15 protein-coding genes are annotated in these 15246 nt (G+C 74.0%); 4 read left to right on the plus strand and 11 right to left on the minus strand.

The window, feature by feature from the left end:
- Positions 1–579: 579 nt before the first annotated feature.
- The 7 genes from VR44_RS16525 to VR44_RS16555 form a co-directional block, all read right to left on the minus strand.
- Positions 580–1311, minus strand: coding sequence for a DUF7873 family protein (locus tag VR44_RS16525; RefSeq protein WP_045948268.1), 732 nt, complete (start codon positions 1309–1311; stop codon positions 580–582).
- A 55-nt stretch (positions 1312–1366) separates the two neighbouring features.
- Positions 1367–2617: a cytochrome P450 family protein gene (locus tag VR44_RS16530; protein WP_045948269.1), complete on the minus strand. Its 1251-nt coding sequence runs from the start codon at positions 2615–2617 to the stop codon at positions 1367–1369.
- Positions 2614–3843 carry a cytochrome P450 gene (locus VR44_RS16535; RefSeq protein ID WP_045948270.1) on the minus strand — a complete coding sequence of 410 codons (1230 nt, stop codon included), beginning with the start codon at positions 3841–3843 and terminating at the stop codon, positions 2614–2616. Before VR44_RS16535 ends, VR44_RS16530 begins: the two co-directional genes overlap by 4 nt.
- Positions 3844–3916: 73 nt before the next feature.
- Positions 3917–4525, minus strand: coding sequence for a GTP-binding protein (locus VR44_RS16540; RefSeq protein ID WP_045948271.1), 609 nt, complete (start codon positions 4523–4525; stop codon positions 3917–3919).
- Complete coding sequence (locus VR44_RS16545; protein WP_045948272.1) at positions 4506–4862, minus strand: DUF742 domain-containing protein; 357 nt, start codon at positions 4860–4862, stop codon at positions 4506–4508. The genes VR44_RS16540 and VR44_RS16545 overlap by 20 nt, the downstream gene beginning before the upstream one ends.
- Positions 4859–5260 (minus strand): roadblock/LC7 domain-containing protein, encoded by a 402-nt coding sequence (locus VR44_RS16550; RefSeq protein ID WP_045948273.1) that lies wholly within the window; start codon positions 5258–5260, stop codon positions 4859–4861. Before VR44_RS16550 ends, VR44_RS16545 begins: the two co-directional genes overlap by 4 nt.
- On the minus strand, positions 5257–6855 hold the full coding sequence (locus VR44_RS16555; RefSeq protein WP_045948274.1) for a sensor histidine kinase: 1599 nt from the start codon (positions 6853–6855) through the stop codon (positions 5257–5259). The genes VR44_RS16550 and VR44_RS16555 overlap by 4 nt, the downstream gene beginning before the upstream one ends.
- Positions 6856–7089: 234 nt before the next feature.
- Here VR44_RS16555 and VR44_RS16560 point away from each other — a divergent pair, with 234 nt between their 5' ends.
- Together VR44_RS16560 and VR44_RS16565 are read left to right on the plus strand one after the other, a co-directional pair.
- Complete coding sequence (locus tag VR44_RS16560) at positions 7090–8001, plus strand: ATP-grasp domain-containing protein (protein WP_045948275.1); 912 nt, start codon at positions 7090–7092, stop codon at positions 7999–8001.
- Positions 8002–8121: 120 nt separating this feature from the next.
- Positions 8122–8778 carry an ATP-grasp domain-containing protein gene (locus VR44_RS16565; RefSeq protein WP_245691870.1) on the plus strand — a complete coding sequence of 219 codons (657 nt, stop codon included), beginning with the start codon at positions 8122–8124 and terminating at the stop codon, positions 8776–8778.
- An 82-nt stretch (positions 8779–8860) separates the two neighbouring features.
- Here the strand turns inward: VR44_RS16565 and gap are convergent, their stop codons facing one another.
- The gene (gap, locus tag VR44_RS16570) at positions 8861–9856 is read right to left on the minus strand and encodes a type I glyceraldehyde-3-phosphate dehydrogenase (protein WP_045948276.1); all 996 of its coding nucleotides are present in this window, start codon (positions 9854–9856) and stop codon (positions 8861–8863) included.
- 191 nt (positions 9857–10047) lie between these two features.
- Positions 10048–11007, minus strand: a complete 960-nt coding sequence (locus VR44_RS16575) for a GlxA family transcriptional regulator (RefSeq protein WP_045948278.1) — start codon at positions 11005–11007, stop codon at positions 10048–10050.
- A gap of 66 nt (positions 11008–11073) precedes the next feature.
- On the opposite strand from VR44_RS16575, the gene VR44_RS16580 reads away from it, so the two are divergent.
- Both VR44_RS16580 and VR44_RS45030 read left to right on the plus strand, forming a co-directional pair.
- On the plus strand, positions 11074–13254 hold the full coding sequence (locus VR44_RS16580; RefSeq protein ID WP_045948279.1) for a TerD family protein: 2181 nt from the start codon (positions 11074–11076) through the stop codon (positions 13252–13254).
- 206 nt (positions 13255–13460) lie between these two features.
- Positions 13461–13946 (plus strand): hypothetical protein, encoded by a 486-nt coding sequence (locus tag VR44_RS45030; protein WP_045948277.1) that lies wholly within the window; start codon positions 13461–13463, stop codon positions 13944–13946.
- Here VR44_RS45030 and VR44_RS16590 read toward each other — a convergent pair.
- Positions 13927–14586 carry an HAD family hydrolase gene (locus tag VR44_RS16590; RefSeq protein ID WP_281187149.1) on the minus strand — a complete coding sequence of 220 codons (660 nt, stop codon included), beginning with the start codon at positions 14584–14586 and terminating at the stop codon, positions 13927–13929. The genes VR44_RS45030 and VR44_RS16590 overlap by 20 nt on opposite strands.
- Positions 14583–15246, minus strand: a 664-nt coding sequence (locus VR44_RS16595; protein ID WP_045948281.1) for an ABC transporter ATP-binding protein, incomplete at its 5' end; no start/stop codon positions are given. The genes VR44_RS16595 and VR44_RS16590, both read right to left, overlap by 4 nt.

Here is a 15246-nt window from a genome sequence, read left to right on the forward strand (position 1 = left end):
GGAGCGGGGCCGGGAGCAGGAGGGCGACCAGGGCCGCGGCGGCCGCGGTGCGGCGTGTGGTGTTCATGCCGAGACGCTATGCGGCCGTCGTCCGGGGCTCGTCGGACCGGAGGCTGACCCCGGCTCCGTCTGCGGTCGGAGCCGCCCTCCCCGGGAAGTCGTACGGGCCGGGCCGGAGCGGCCCGGAAAACGTGACGGGGCCCGGGAATATGTCCAATTCCCGGGCCCCTGTGTGCCACCCAATTGCGCACACCGGCGGCTTTTAAGAGCGGGGATCATCTTGAGGCCGACGTGTTCTGCCTTTGAACTACCGCGCCACGGAAGAGGCGCAGGAGGGACTTGAACCCCCATCCGTCGGTGATCGTCCCTGCTCGGTCGATCCGGTGTTCGGCGGCGAATGCTGAGACTGGAGCGATAATCTGAGATTCAAGGGGCCGCCTCTGCCGGCTTGGGCCACCCCGGCACGTATGGGCCGGGGGAGGGATTCGAACCCCCAACTGACACCCCTGTTTCAGCTTCAACATCAGTTTCAGCTTGCGCTCTCGCGCACCCCCTGCGCCGCAGGGGGCGTTCTCGGGGCTACCTGAACAGGTAGCCGAACACCGCGTCCCCGACCCGCTGGTCGGTGACCTCGGTGCCGTTGGCCTCCTCGCGGGCGAACTTCACGGCCTGCTGGAGCCGTTCCACCCGGTCGAGGAGTTCGTTGACGCGGCGGGCCGGCAGGGCGCCGGAGAACTTCACCGTCGTCCAGTAGCCGACCGCCACGTCCTCGTAGTACACCTCGACCTGCGCGGGGTGCTTCTCCGTGGCCTCCGCCTTGACGTGGTTGCGCGGCACCTTCTTGGTGCGGATGGTGCGCACGGGTTCGGTCTTCCAGGAGTCCGTGGAGGGGTCGAGGTTCCAGGACTCGGAGGCGTCCAGGACCGGCAGCTTGCGCACGAAGGTGTGCAGGTCGGTCAGCTGCTTCTCCAGGAAGAGCAGGTAGGGCACCGGTACCTGGGCGAGCAGCACGTTGCCGTCGACGACGACGTCCGCGGCCGCGGTGCGGTTCGCCCAGTCCTTGGTCGCCGTCACGTCGAACAGGCGGGTCAGGGTGGTGGCCGTCGCCCGCAGCACGTCCTCCGCCTTGACCTGGACCCGGGTGGACTCGGGCGGCAGCTGCTCGCCCTCCTCGTCCTTGGGCTGGTACGTCCGCGAGATGCCGGCCAGCAGGGCGGGCTTCTGCACGTCGTGGTGGGCCTGCGAAAGCTCCTGGAGGGACTTGGACTTGACGCCCTTTTCGACTGCGATGATCTGATTCAGCTTCGGCACGTGATCAACCTACCAAGGGCTCCGGTGCGACTGCCATTCGATTTCCTTCCCCAGCTCAGGGGTGCAGGCGGACCGGGAGGTCGAACAGGTCGTTCTGGGTGAGGACCGGCTTGTTGCGCAGTTCCGCGCGCGGGACGGCGAGGGACAGGTGCGGGAAGCGGGCGTAGAGGGCCGGCAGGGCCACGCCGGCTTCCAGGCGGGACAGGGCCGCGCCGGGGCATACGTGGGGGCCGTGGCCGAAGGAGATGTGCCGGTTCGGGGTGCGGGTGACGTCGAAGGCGCCCGCCGTCTCCCCGTGCTGGGCCTCGTCGCGGCCGAGCGCGCCGAAGGAGACGATCAGGCCCTCGCCCTTGGGCAGGATCCGGTCCCCGACCTCGATGTCCTCGGTGGCGAAGCGGATCAGGACGTGCGAGGTGGGGGTGGCCCAGCGCAGGGTCTCCTCGATGACGTTCTCCCAGGGGACCTCGCCCGCGAGGACGAGGGCGCGCTGCTCGGGGTGGGTCTCCAGGGCGACGACGGCGTTGACGATCAGGCTGATGGTGGTCTCGTGGCCGGCGGCGACCATCAGCTGGAGGGTGTTGGTGATCTCCTCGGTGCTGAGGTGGTCGCCGTCCTCGGAGGCGGCGATGAGGGCGCTGGTGAGGTCGTCGCCGGGGGTGGCGCGCTTGGACTCCACGATCCGGGAGAAGAGGGCGCCGAGGTCCGCCATCATCTGCGGGACCTCCTCCGGCGGGGTCTGGGTGGAGAAGAACTTCTCGAAGAGGGCCTTCAGGCGCGGGTGTTCGGCGGCGTCCACGCCCATCAGCTCGCTGATGACGTTCATCGGCAGCGGGTAGGCGAAGGCCGCCTTCAGGTCCACCGTCTCGCCCTCGGGCAGGCCGGCCAGCTTGTCGAGGGCCTCGGCGGTGAGGGCCTCGATGCCGGTGCGGAGCTTCTCGACGCGGCGGGCGGTGAGGGCCTGGGCGACGAGGGTGCGCAGTCGGCGGTGTTCGTCGCCGTCGACGGTCAGCATGGAGCGGCCGGGGTTGGCGAGGCCGATCAGCGGCCAGTCCAGGGGGATCTCCCCGCGCTGCCAGGCGCCCCACACGCCGATGTCCTTGACGACCCTGGGGTCGGTGAGCAGGGCGCGCGCCTCGGCGTGGTGGGTGACGGCGTACACGCCGACGCCGCCGGGGAGGACGACGCGGACCAGCGGGCCGGCGGCGCGCAGCGCGGCGCTCTCGGCGTCGAGGTCGGTGACGAAGGGGTCGAGGGTGATCGGGGCGGCGGCGGGGACGGCGCCGGTGTGGTCGATCGGGCAGCTCATCGGGTGGCTCCAAGCGCGGGGGTCGGGGTGTAGGTCACGGGGAGCGCGGTCAGGCCGCGCAGCCAGGGCGAGGGGCGCCGGGTCAGTTCGGCGGCCGGTCCGTCGAGGTCCACGTCGGGGAGGCGGTCGAGGAGGACCTCGATGCCGGTCCGGGCGATGACCTCGGCGACCTCCTGGGCCGGGAAGGGGCAGCGGTGTTCGCCGTGGCCGAAGGAGAAGAAGGCGTTGTTCCCGCCGGTGAGGGCGCCCGCGTCGGTGCGTACGTGCGGGTCGCCGTTGGCGGCGGCGAGGCCCAGCAGGACCAGGTCGCCGCGGGCGATGGTGCGGCCGCCCAGCTTGGTGTCGCGGGTGGTCCACCGTCCGGCGACGTTCTGGGTCGGGGTGTCCTCCCAGAGCACTTCGTTCATGGCCTCGCCGACGCTGTGGCGGCCGCCCGCGAGGGAGGCGGCGAAGCGGTCGTCGGTGAGCATCAGGCGCAGCGAGTTGCCGATCCAGTCGGCGGTGGGCTGGTGTCCGGCGGCCATCATCACCATCAGGTCCTGGGCCACCTCGTCGAGGGTGAACCCGGCGGTGTTGGCGAGCATCCGGGAGGCGACGTCGTGTCCGGGGGACTCCGCCTTCGCGGCGAGCAGCGCGTACATGGACTCGCCGAGGTGGCGCTGGCCGGCCAGGGCGCCCTCACGGCCGTTGATCATGTCGTTCATGGCGGTGACCAGGCCGGGGCCCTGCTCGTCGGAGAACCCGTAGATGCGGGCGAGGACGCGCAGCGGCAGCAGCATGGCGTACTCGCCGACGATGTCGCAGGCGCCCTTGCCGCAGAGGCCGTCGATCAGCTCGTCGGCGAAGCGTTCGGCGTGGCCCTTGAGTTCGAAGGGGTCGACGGATTCCAGGGCTTCGCTGATCACGGCGGCGCGTTCGCGGTGGCGTTCGCCGGTGGTGTAGAGGATGGAGGGCTGCTTGCGGCCGATCATCGGGAGCAGCGGCCAGTCCGCGGGGATGCGGTCCCACTGGTTCCACAGGTCGGAGTCGCGGGAGAAGAGCTGCGGGTCGCTGGTGACCTGGTGCAGTTCGCGGTAGCCGAGGACCAGCCAGGCCGGGACGTCCCCGTCGAGGACGACGGGGGCGACGGCGCCGTGGTCGCGGCGCATCTCCCGGTACAGCTCGGCGGGGTCGCTCTGGAAGCGGGGCCCGCCGAGGTAGACGGGCTGGGACTCGGGGGTGGTCACTGCGTGGGCTCCGGGAGGGTGCGGGGACGGCCCTCGGGTGGAGGGCTCGGGTCTCGGGGGCGCTGTGGCGCTGCTACGGAAGGGGCTGGAGGCTGCTGAGGTGCTGGAGGTGCTGGACGAGGGAGATGAGCACCTGCTTGCTGGACTCGCGGGAGCGGGCGTCGCAGAACAGCAGCGGCACCTCGGACGGCAGGTCGAGGGCGGCGCGGATCTGCTCGGGGGTGTGGGCGGGCCCGCCGAAGTCGTTGCAGGCGACGACGAAGGGCGTGCCGTGGTGTTCGAGGCGGTCGATGGCGTACCAGGAGTCCGCGAGCCGCCGGGTGTCGACGAGGACGACCGCGCCGAGGGTGCCGGAGAACAGCCGGTCCCACAGGAACCAGAACCGCTCCTGGCCGGGGGCGCCGAACAGGTAGAGCACGTTGCGGGCGTCGAGGGTGATCCGGCCGAAGTCGAAGGCGACGGTGGTGGAGGTCTTCGCGGCGACCCCGTCGGTGTGGTCGACGGCCTCCCCGGCCTGGGTCATCGTCTCCTCGGTGTTCAGCGGGCGGATCTCGCTGACCGAGCGGACCATGGTGGTCTTGCCGACGCCGAAGCCGCCCACGATCACGATCTTGAGGCCGTTGTCGGCGGTGCTGCTGAGTGCCTGCCGGGGCGCGCCCGGGTCAGAGGTTGCGGAGTCCAACGAGCACCTGCTCCAGGAGTTCGGGTTCGGGAAGGCGGTACTTCGCGGCGCGCGGGTGCCGGGCGCTGACGCGGCCGGCGGCCAGCAGGTCGGCGAGCAGGATCCGCGTGATCGACACCGGCAGGCCCAGTTCGGCCGCCACCTCCACGACGGCGGTCGGGTAGCGGCACATCCGCAGGATGGCCGCGTGCTCCGACTGCATCCCGGGGACGGGGTCGCATTCGGCGACGATCAGGGTCACCAGGTCGAAGGCGTCGCTGCCGGAGCGGCTGCGGCCGCCGGTGAGGGTGTAGAGCCGGTCCGGGGAGTCGTCCCGGCCCGGCCGTACGCGGCTCAACCCCGGGGCCTGGCGGTCAGATGCTCGCTCAGCTGCTCCACCAGTTCGGACATGTTGTGGCCGACGAGGCCGGCGTCGGCGTCCTCGGCCGCGACGAGGGCGAGGTGGGCGCCCTCGCCGGCCTCGACGATGAAGAGGATCCCGCCGTAGAACTCGGCCATGGCGGAGCGGACTCCGCCGGTGCCGTCGCCGAACTCGATGGAGGCGCCGTGCGAGAGGCTCTGGATGCCGGCGGCGATGGCGGCGAGCTGGTCGGCCTGGTCGACGGAGAGCTCGGGGGTGCGGCACAGCTTGAGGCCGTCGCGGGAGAGCACGAGGGCGTGCCGGGCGCCGGGGGTGCGCTCCAGGAGTCCTTCCAGGAGCCAGCTGAGCTTCTCGTCGGTGGTGGAGCCGGTCATCTCGTGTTGCCTTCCGGGTGCGGGGGATTCGTGGGCTGCTGCCGCGCCGGCGCGTCGCGCACGGCCTGTCGGAAGCTGCCGAAGCGGGCGGCGGACCGGGACGCGCCGGTGGGGGCGCCCTGGGTGCGGGGCGCCGGGGACGCGGCCTCGGGCCCCTCGGGGTGGGCGGCGGCCAGGGTGCGGCCGCGTCGCCGCTGGGGCAGTCCGCTCTCGCCGAGGGCCGGGGTCGGGCCGGCGGGTTCGGGGTCGTGGGAGCCGTTCGCGCCCTCGGGGGCGGTTCCGGCCCGCGACCGCACGCGCGGGGCGGGCGCGGGGGCGGCCGGTGCGAGGGCGCGGCCCGGGGCGGGGGCGCGGCCCGTTCCGGCGGTGGGGGCCGCCAGGAGCGGCAGGGCGGGGACGGGTTCGGCCGGGGCGTGGCTGATCAGCTCTTCCGGGATCATCATCAGCGCACCGGTGCCGCCGCGCGCCGAGGGGCGGAAGGAGACGGTCAGGCCGTGCTTGCGGGCCAGGCGGCCCACGACGGCGAGGCCGAGGCGGGTGCCGGAGAGCCCGGCGAGGTCCAGGGTCTCGGCGCCGACGGCCTGTTCGGCGCGGCGCAGCTGGAGCTCGCTCATGACCAGGCCGCTGTCCTCGACGGTGATGATGATCCCGGCCGGCACCTCCTCCACGTAGACGTGGACCTCGGCGGTCGGCGGGGAGAAGTTGGCGGCGTTGTCGAGGAGCTCGGCGAGGGCGTGCATGACGCCCTCGGCGGCGTGTCCGGCGACGGCGGCCTCACTGGTGGAGTGCAGGCGGACGCGCTGGTAACCGCCGATGCGGCCCATGGCGCCGCGCAGGATCGATTCCATGACGATGGGCTTGGCCCAGCGGCGGCCCGAGCGGGCGCCGGTGAGGACGGCGATGGAGTCGGCGAGGCGGCCGGCCTGGGCGGTGCGGTGGTCGAGGTGCAGGAGGTCGCCGAGGACCTCCTCGTCGGCGTGCTTGTGTTCCATCTCGCGCAGGTCGGCGAGCATGCCGGTGGCCAGGGCCTGCATCCGTCCGGCCGCGTTGGCGGCGGCGGCCATGGCGGCGGCCCGGCCCGACTGGGCGCGGCGCAGTTCCTCGCCGAGCCGCTCGCGGGTGGCCTGCTGGGCGGCGGCCAGGTGGTCGAGTTCGGCGGTGTGGGCGGCGGTGAGCCGGGCCGCCTCGGCGGTGCGGGCGGCGGTCAGCCGGTCGGTCTCGGCGGCGTGTTCGGCCGTGAGCCGCGCCACGTGGGCGGTGTGGTCCGCGGTGAGCCGGGCGAGTTCGGCGGAGAGGTCCGCCGTCTCCCGGGCCGCTTCGGAGGTCAGCCGGGCGATGTACGCGTCCCGGGTGGCGACTTCCCCGGTCAGCAGGGCCAGGCTGCCGCGCAGCTGCCGGGTGGTGCGCGCGTACCAGGTGACGGCGCAGGCGGCGATGGCGAGCAGCAGGGTCCCGAAGGCGGCGAACCAGGCCAGCGGGAGGCGGACGCCCGACGGGGCCGCGGCCACCGCCGCCGCGGAGACGGTGCCCGCGGCCACCGCCGTGACCAGCAGGGCGAGCGCGGAGGGGCGGAGGGGGGAGGGCGACGCCGTCATCAATCAAAGCCTCAAGAAAGGGGCGTATATGGAAGAGAAGGTTCCTGTGGCAACGAGCCATCACTATAAGAGGATTGGTGATCGTTTAGGAAAGCCCCTGACAAAGATCACGCTGTGTAGCGACCGCTAAGGTGGCTTCTGGAGCGGTTTCGGGGCTATGCCATGGCATCCTGTGACGTCACAACTCGCCGGACGGGACCGACGGCGGACGTCCGGGGAATACGAGGAAGATCCATGAGGCTCTGCTTCCTGGTGGAGGAGCACTACCGCCACGACGGCATGCCGAACGAGGTGATCCGTCAGCTGACCGCGTGGGGCCACCGGGTGGACGTCGTGCGGCCCGGCGGCTCGCTGCTGCGCATGACGGACCTGGTCCGTGCGGGCACCCACGACGCCTGGGTGCTCAAGACCGTTTCGGGCGGCCCCGGGCTGACCCTCCTGGAGGCGGCGGCCGCCGCCGGGGTGACCACCGTCAACGACGCCCGGTCGATCCGCGGGGTACGGGACAAGGCGCTCGCCGCCGCCCTGGGCAGCGCGCGGGGGCTCCCGCTGCCGCCCACGTACGCGGTGGCCCGCCCCGAACTGCTGGCGGAGGTACCGGACGAGCTGTACCCGCTCGTGGTGAAGCCGGCCGACGGCAGCTCGGGCCGCGGGGTGCACCTGGTGCCCTCGCCGGACCGGCTCCCGGCGCTGCTCCCGGAACTCGCGGGCGAGGGCGTGCTCATCGTCCAGCCCTACGTCGCGAACCCCGGGACCGACATCAAGGTGTACTGCGTGAACGGCGAACTCCACGCCACGGAGCGCTGCTCCCCCCTGCACCCCGACGCCGCCGTCCGCGAGCGGCGGGTGCCGCTGTCGGCGGAGGTGGCGGGGATCGCCGCCCGCGTGGGCGAGGTGTACGGGCTGGACCTGTACGGGGTGGACGTGCTGCTGGGCCCCGACGGGCCGGTGGTGGTCGACGTCAACGACTTCCCGAGCTTCCGGCAGGTACCGGACGCGGCGGCCCGGGTGGCGGGCGCCGTCCTGGAACTGGCCCGCGCGGGCGGCGGCCGGACGTCCGCACCGGGCCGTGCGCAGGCCCGCCCCCTCCCCCTGCCGGTGACCATCCCCGCGCAGGCGGTCGCGCGGGCGGGGGACGGCTCGTGAGGGTGGGACTGATCACCCCGGACCCCGGGCATCCGCTGCTGGCGGCCACCGCCGCGCTGCTGGCCGGACGGCACGCACCCGGGGGCGGGGGCCGCCGCGGCCGCCGGGGCGGACGCCGACGTGTACCTGCTGAAGGCCCGGACCCCGGAGGCGCTGGAACTGGCCCGCGCCCTGGAGGAGGGCGGTGCGCCGGTGGTGAACTCCGCCGCCGCCACCGGGCGCTGCCAGGACCGGACCGGCATGGCCGAACTGGCGCTGGGGGCCGGGCTCCCCTTCGCCGCCACCCGTACCTTCGCCTCGCTGTCGCTGCTGGGGTCCGCCACGGACCTGCGGTGGCCGCTGGTGGTCAAGAGCCGGCTCAGCCGCAAGGACGACCTGGTCGTCCGCCTCGAAGGCCCCGGCCGGCTGCGGGAGCTGGAGCCGCGCTGGGGCGGGGAGCCGGTCGTCACGCAGGAGTTCGCGCCGAACGACGGCTGGGACCACAAGCTGTGGGTGGTCGGTGACGAGGTGTTCGCCGGACTGCGCCGCTCCGAACTCGCCGCCGAGGGCAAGGGACCGGCCCGGAGCCTGGACCGGCTGCCGGACGGCTGGGCCGGACTGGCCCTGCGCGTGGGCGAGGTCTTCGGCCTGGACGTCTACGGGGTGGACGTCATCGCGACGGACCGCGGACCCCTCATCGTCGACGTCAACGCCTTCCCCGGCATCCGCGACCAGGCCGGCGCCCCCGAGGCCCTCGCGGCCCTCGCCCTGCGCCGGGCCGCCGCGGCAGCGCGGTAGCGGCCCAGAGGGTATCGCGCGCGGTGCCCGCGCGCGACGTGGACCTGCCCCGGTCCTGGACGGAGGACCGGGGCAGGAGGTATCAGCCCGCCAGGAGGGTGAGGGTGTCGATCACGCGGTTCGAGAAGCCCCACTCGTTGTCGTACCAGGCGACCACCTTGACGTGGCGGCCGTCGACGCGGGTGAGCTCCGAGTCGAAGATCGAGGAGGCCGGGTTGCCGGTGATGTCGGAGGACACCAGCGGGTCCTCGGAGTACTCCAGGATCCCGGCCAGCGGGCCCTCGGCGGCGACACGGTAGGCCGCCAGCACCTCCTCGCGCGTCACGTCGCGGGCCACCGTCGTGTTCAGTTCGACGATCGAGCCGACCGGGACGGGCACGCGGATCGAGTCACCCGACAGCTTGCCGTCGAGGTTCGGGAGCACGAGGCCGATCGCCTTGGCCGCGCCGGTCGTGGTCGGCACGATGTTCACGGCGGCGGCGCGGGCGCGGCGCGGGTCGCGGTGCGGTCCGTCCTGGAGGGCCTGCTCCTGGGTGTAGGCGTGCACCGTCGTCATGAAGCCGTGCTCGATGCCGGCCAGTTCGTCGAGGACGGAGGCCAGCGGCGCCAGCGCGTTCGTGGTGCACGAGGCGTTCGAGACGATGGTGTGGAGCTCGGGGTCGTAGGCGTCGGTGTTCACGCCGTAGGCGAGCGTCACGTCCGCGCCGTCGGAGGGGGCACTGACGAGCACCTTCTTCGCACCCGCCTTGACGTGGGCGCGGGCGGCCTCGGCGGAGGTGAAGCGGCCGGTGGCCTCCAGCACGATGTCGACGCCGAGTTCGGCCCAGGGCAGCCGCTCCGGCTCCCGCTCGGCGAGGACCGCGATGCGCCGGCCGTCGACCACGAGGGTGGTGCCGTCCACCGACACCGGACGGCCGAGGCGGCCGGCCGTCGAGTCGTAGGCGAGCAGCCGCGCGAGGGTGGCCGGCTCCGTGAGGTCGTTGACGGCCACGACCTCCAGGTCGCTGTCGCGTTCGAGCAGCGCACGCAGCACGTTGCGTCCGATGCGGCCGAATCCGTTGATGGCGATGCGAGTCATGAGCGGTGTCCCCTTCTGTTCGCCCTCAGACTCGCCCCCGCCGGCCGCCCACGACAGTGGCGAGATCGCCACGGTTCGAAAGTATCCCGCCAACCCCCGCCAACCCGCCGGCCCGCCGTCCGCGATCCCGCCGGCCCGCCATCCCGCCCGGCCCGCCGGCCCTCGGGCCCGTCCGGCCGGCGTCGCACGGGCTACTCGCCCCGGGTGAAGGTGCGCCGGTACTCGGTCGGGGTGGTGCCGAGGATCCGCTGGAAGTGCAGGCGGAGGTTCGCGCCCGTGCCCAGGCCCACGTCGGCGGCGATCTGCTCGACGCTCCGCCCGGAGCGCTCCAGCAGTTCCCGCGCCACGTCCACCCGGGCCCGCATGATCCACTGCATCGGGGTGTACCCCGTGTCCTCGGCGAAGCGCCGGGAGAACGTACGGGGCGACACGGCCGCGTGCTGGGCCAGCGCTTCCAGGGTCAGCGGCTCCCCGAGCCGCTGCAGCGCCCACTCGCGGGTGGCGGCGAAGCGCTCCCCCAGCGGCTCCGGCACGCTGCGCGGCAGGTACTGCGCCTGCCCGCCGCTGCGGTACGGGGCCGCCACCAGGCGCCGGGCCGCGTGGTTGGCCGCGGCCACGCCGAGGTCGCCGCGCAGGATGTGCAGGCACAGGTCGATGCCCGAGGCGGCGCCGGCGGAGGTCAGGACGCTGCCCTCGTCGACGAACAGCACGTTCTCGTCGATCCGCACGAGGGGGTGCTTCGCCTTCAGGGCCCGCGTGTAGTGCCAGTGGGTGGTGGCGCGCCTGCCGTCGAGCAGGCCCGTGGCGGCGAGCGCGAAGGCTCCGGTCGAGATGGCGGCGAGCCGTGCGCCCCGGGCGTGGGCGGCGGTCAGCGCCTCGACCACCGCGCGCGGCGGGTCCTCGCGGTCGGGGAAGCGGTAGCCGGGGACGAAGACGATGTCGGCCCACTCCAGCGCCTCCAGCCCGTGGGTGACGTGGTACGACAGGCCGTCACCGCCGGTGACCAGACCGGGGGCCGCCCCGCACACCCGGACCTCGTACGGCATGCTCGCGCGGGTGCTGAAGACCTGCGCGGGGATCCCCACGTCGAGCGGCTTGGCCCCTGCTTCGAGGACGAGGACGGCGACGCGGTGCGGACGGGAACGGGACACGTCGCCGAGGGTACGCGGGCCGAAACCCGTGTGCGCGCCGCCGGACGGGTCTGGGAGCATGCCCGGATGGAACGCCCTCTCGAATCCCTGGTCGTCCGGCACACCCTGCGCCTCCCCGTCCCCTCCGGTCCGGCCGGGCAGGGCGCCACGGCGGCGCGGCAGTTCGACGCCGCCCTGCTGTCCGTCGGCTTCAAGCTCTCGGCCCCGCTGCTGGAGCACCTGTCGGGGCTGGCTGAGGAGACGGTCGTGGAGACCGCCTCGCGCACGCTGGAGACGGTCCGCGAGATGACCGGCGACCACGTCGCGCACAATGCGTACTTCAAGGACTTCCCGGCCAACGTGCCGGACACGTTCGACTTCTGGATGGCGTGCGTCCGCGAGGCCCTCTCCGACGACGCCACGCGCGGGAGCACCCTCGCACAGCTGCGGACCGGTGTGCTCGACCTGCTGACCCTGCCCTCGTACGGCAACTACCGGCACACGTACGAGGAGATGCTCGCCGCGCACGAGGAGCTGATCGCCGCCGCCGGGGACCGGATGACGGTCCTGCACCGGGGCGGCCCCCTCGCCGAGGAGGTGACCGCCCTCTACCTGGCCCTGGCGGGCAGCACCACGCCGCTGGGCGAGGAGGGGCTGTGCGACCTCGGGCTGCTCGCCGGGCACTGCGCCGACGGCCCCCAGCCGCCGGAGATCCCCGTCCGGGAGAACCGGGCCGTCGTCAACCGCGCCCGCCTCGGCCTCGGCGCGGAGCTGCTGGTGGACACCGTCACCGATGTGCTCCGCCTGGCCTGCGCCCTGTCGGACGGGGACGTGAGCCTCACGGAGCCGACCCGGCTGAAGTCGCTGTCGCGGCCGGTCCGGCGCTCCCTGCTGGCCGCCCTGGACGCGGTGGTCGCCGCCTCCCCCGCCAAGCTCGCCGACGTCACCGCGCACCGCGAGGAGTTCAAGCGGCTCGGCGAGCGGCTCCACCCGCACGAGTACCCGCGCTGGCCGCACGCCGCGCGGGTGTTCGCCGTGGCCCGCGGCGAGCAGGAGGTCCGGACCCTGGAGAGCCGGGTCGAGGAACTGCTCGGCTCCGGCGACGTCCCGGGCGCGGCGCGGCTGCTGGCGACGGCCGCCCCCGGCCGGCTGCTGCGCTCCCTGGACCGGCTGCTGCGCAGCTGCCCGGGCCCCGAGGAGCGCGCGGCCGTCACCGCCGCCGCCGAGGAGGCCGCCCCCCGGGTCTCCGGCCGGGTCCTGCTGTCGGTCCGTGAGCACCTGCGCAACCGGGGCGGCGCCGCGGCCGCGCGCCGGATCTTCGTCAATCCCCGGGGCCGTGCCTGGGTCGGCCCGGACACCCGCGCGCCCCTCCCGGCCGCCGAGGCCGCCCGGCTGGCCGGGTCCCTGGACGCGGAGGTGCTCCGGCGCCTGCCCGACCCCGGGCACCTGCTGCTCGACCCGGCGGTCCTCGACGTGGCCCTGCCGCTCAGCGGGAAGGCCACGGCCGCGGGGCTCGGAGTGCTGCCGCGCGGCTCGCTCTCCCCCGTGGACGGGGAGCTGCTGCGCTTCTTCGTGCACTGGACGCAGAGGGAGCACAGCACCGACTACGACCTGTCGGCGGTGATGCTGGACGGCGCGTACGAGACCCTCTCCTGGCTGTCGTACACGGCCCTCCAGACGGTGGGCGGCGAGCACTCCGGCGACATCACGAACGCTCCCGCGCCCGACGGCGCCTCGGAGTTCATCAACCTGCGCCTGGACGCGGTGCGGGGCGAGTTCATCGTCCCGCAGGTCAACGTCTTCTCCGGGGAGGGCTTCGAGCAGGTGGCCGAGTCCTTCTTCGGTTTCATGCTGCGTGACGGCGAGCAGCTGGGCCGCCCGTTCGAACCGCGCACCGTGCGCATGAAGTCGGAGCTGCGGGGGCCGGGCCGGGTCGCCCTGCCGCTGGTGTTCCTGCGCGGGGCCGACGGCGGATGGCGGGCGAAGTGGCTGCACGTGTACCTGCGCGGCACTCCCAGCGCCAACCGGGTGGAGGAGAACCGGGCGACGGTCGGCACGCTGGTGCACGGCATCGTGGAGCGCGAGTACCTCACGGTCCGCCACCTGGCCGGTCTGCTGGCCCGGCGCGCCCGCACCACCGAGGAGTGGGACGGCGGGGATCCGCCGGAGGGGCCGGTCACCTACATCGGACTGGAACGCCCGGACGGGCTGCACCCGGACTCGGTGGTGTTCACCCCGGAAAACCTGCGTGCCCTGATCCCGGGGTAGGTGCTAGCTTTGGCCCCGGCGAGGCCATGGGCGGACTTCCTTCTCACACTCCACTGAATTAGTCCCCCCGCTCTCCTCGCCCCCGACGTGAACGACCGCGAGCCGGGATGCCCTCGGGCATCCCGGCTCCGTCGTGCCGGCAGGAGTGTCCGCCCCTCGGACGGGGTGGTCGACCGGCCCCGTCCCCGCTCCCATACTTGGGGCTCATGAGAGGGAAGGACAAGGACACCGGGCGCAGCAGCCCGCTGGTGCCCGCCGCCGTCGGGGACGCGATCGCACGGCACGACTGGGCGTCCACCACCTGTGGCTGCGGGCGTTCGGCGGACCATCTGGAGGACACCCTGTGGCATGCCGCCGAGGGGCATCCGGCCGCTTTCCACGCCCTGGAGGGGCACGTCTTCACCCGGCCCAGGCTCTGGCCGCCCGCCCCCGCGGTGTGCGCGGTGCTGATGGCCGTCTGGGCGGCCGGGCCGCCCCGGCTGGCCACCCGCGAGGCCCTGCTGCGGACCCTGCTCGCGCTGCTGACCTCCGAGGACGACGGGACCGCGTACGAGGCCGGCCTGTACGGGCAGTGCGCCGCCCACGTCCGGGCCGGGCTGCCACAGCTGACGGGCCCGCTGGCCGGCCGGCCCGGCAGCGCGAGCGCCGCCTACGCCGACGGCATCCGCGACATCATCGGGCTGTGCGCCTGAGGCCGCGCAGCAGCTCCGGGGTGACCTCCTCCAGGGAGGACGCGAAGGTGCGCGCCGCCGAGCGGGGCACGTCCAGCATCGAGGGGACGACCAGGACCGGGCAGCCCGCCGCCTCGGCGGAGGCCGCGCCGTCCGGGGAGTCCTCCACCGCGACGCACTCCCCCGGCTCCAGGCCCAGGAGTTCGGCCGCCGCCCGGTAGGGCTCGGGGTGCGGCTTGGTGCGTACGGTGTCGTCGGCGGAGAGGGTGAAGGCGAACGGGACGTGCGCCAGCGCGCCCCCCACCACCTGGTCGACGACCACCCTCGGCGAGGCGCTGACCAGGGCGAAGGGCACGCCCTGGGCCTCCAGGGCGGTCAGCAGCCGCTGGGCGCCGGGCCGGACGGGCGCGCCGGCCGCGACCCGGCCGAAGAAGCCCCCGGTGAGCTCGTCCGCCACCGCCTCGGCGTCCGCGCCGCCGGTGACCCGTACGAGGTGGGCGGCGGTGTCGGCGACCGCGCGGCCGACGACCTCGGGGGCGTCGGCCGGCCCGAGCCGGTGGCCGAGGCGGTCCGCGACCTCCTCGGTGGTCTGCCACCACAGCACCTCGGTGTCCACGAGGGTGCCGTCCATGTCGAAGAGGACGGCGGCGAGTGCGCTCACGCCGCCCTCGCCACGACCAGCACGGGCCGCTCGGCCAGGCCGACGGTGACCCGCGCGCCCGGGGTGAGGCCGCCCGCGTCCCGGGAGGGGACGTCGGCCTTGACCCGGGTGCCTCCCGGCAGGTCGAGGTGGAGGCGGGTGACGGCGCCGAAGAAGGAGGCCGAGGTCACGGTGGCGCCGCCCTCCTCGTCGGCGGTGACGGTGAGGTTCTCGGGGCGGACCAGCACCTCCACGTCGGGGCCGGCCGGGACCGGCCCGTCGACGGGCAGCCGGGTGCCGGCGACGTCCACCCGGCCGGAGCCGGCGAGCCGGCCCGGCAGCCGGTTCATGGTGCCGACGAACTCGGCGACGAAGGGCGTGGCCGGCCGCTCGTAGAGCTCGGCGGGGGCGGCGCACTGCTCCAGCTTCCCGGCGTTGAGGACGGCGACCCGGTCGGCCATGGACAGGGCCTCCTCCTGGTCGTGGGTGACGAACACGGTGGTGATGCCGAGGGAGAGCTGCAGCCTGCGGATCTCCTCGCGCAGACTGGCCCGTACCTTCGCGTCCAGCGCGGAGAGCGGCTCGTCGAGCAGGAGGACGCGGGGGCGCAGGGCCAGGGCGCGGGCGAGGGCCACGCGCTGCTGCTGGCCGCCGGACATCTGGTGCGGGTAGCGGTCTCCG

It is taken from the genome of Streptomyces katrae (assembly GCF_000966975.1).
GTDB lineage: Bacteria > Actinomycetota > Actinomycetes > Streptomycetales > Streptomycetaceae > Streptomyces > Streptomyces katrae.

Bases quoted from the DNA above. Each gene is read 5' to 3' on its own strand.
- VR44_RS16560 (WP_045948275.1), top strand. From the start codon at position 7,090: ATGAGGCTCTGCTTCCTGGTGGAGGAGCACTACCGCCACGACGGCATG.
- VR44_RS16550 (WP_045948273.1), bottom strand. From the start codon at position 5,260: ATGACCGGCTCCACCACCGACGAGAAGCTCAGCTGGCTCCTGGAAGGA.
- gap (WP_045948276.1), bottom strand. From the start codon at position 9,856: ATGACTCGCATCGCCATCAACGGATTCGGCCGCATCGGACGCAACGTG.
- VR44_RS16555 (WP_045948274.1), bottom strand. From the start codon at position 6,855: ATGACGGCGTCGCCCTCCCCCCTCCGCCCCTCCGCGCTCGCCCTGCTG.
- VR44_RS16580 (WP_045948279.1), top strand. From the start codon at position 11,074: ATGGAACGCCCTCTCGAATCCCTGGTCGTCCGGCACACCCTGCGCCTC.
- VR44_RS16530 (WP_045948269.1), bottom strand. From the start codon at position 2,617: ATGAGCTGCCCGATCGACCACACCGGCGCCGTCCCCGCCGCCGCCCCG.
- VR44_RS45030 (WP_045948277.1), top strand. From the start codon at position 13,461: ATGAGAGGGAAGGACAAGGACACCGGGCGCAGCAGCCCGCTGGTGCCC.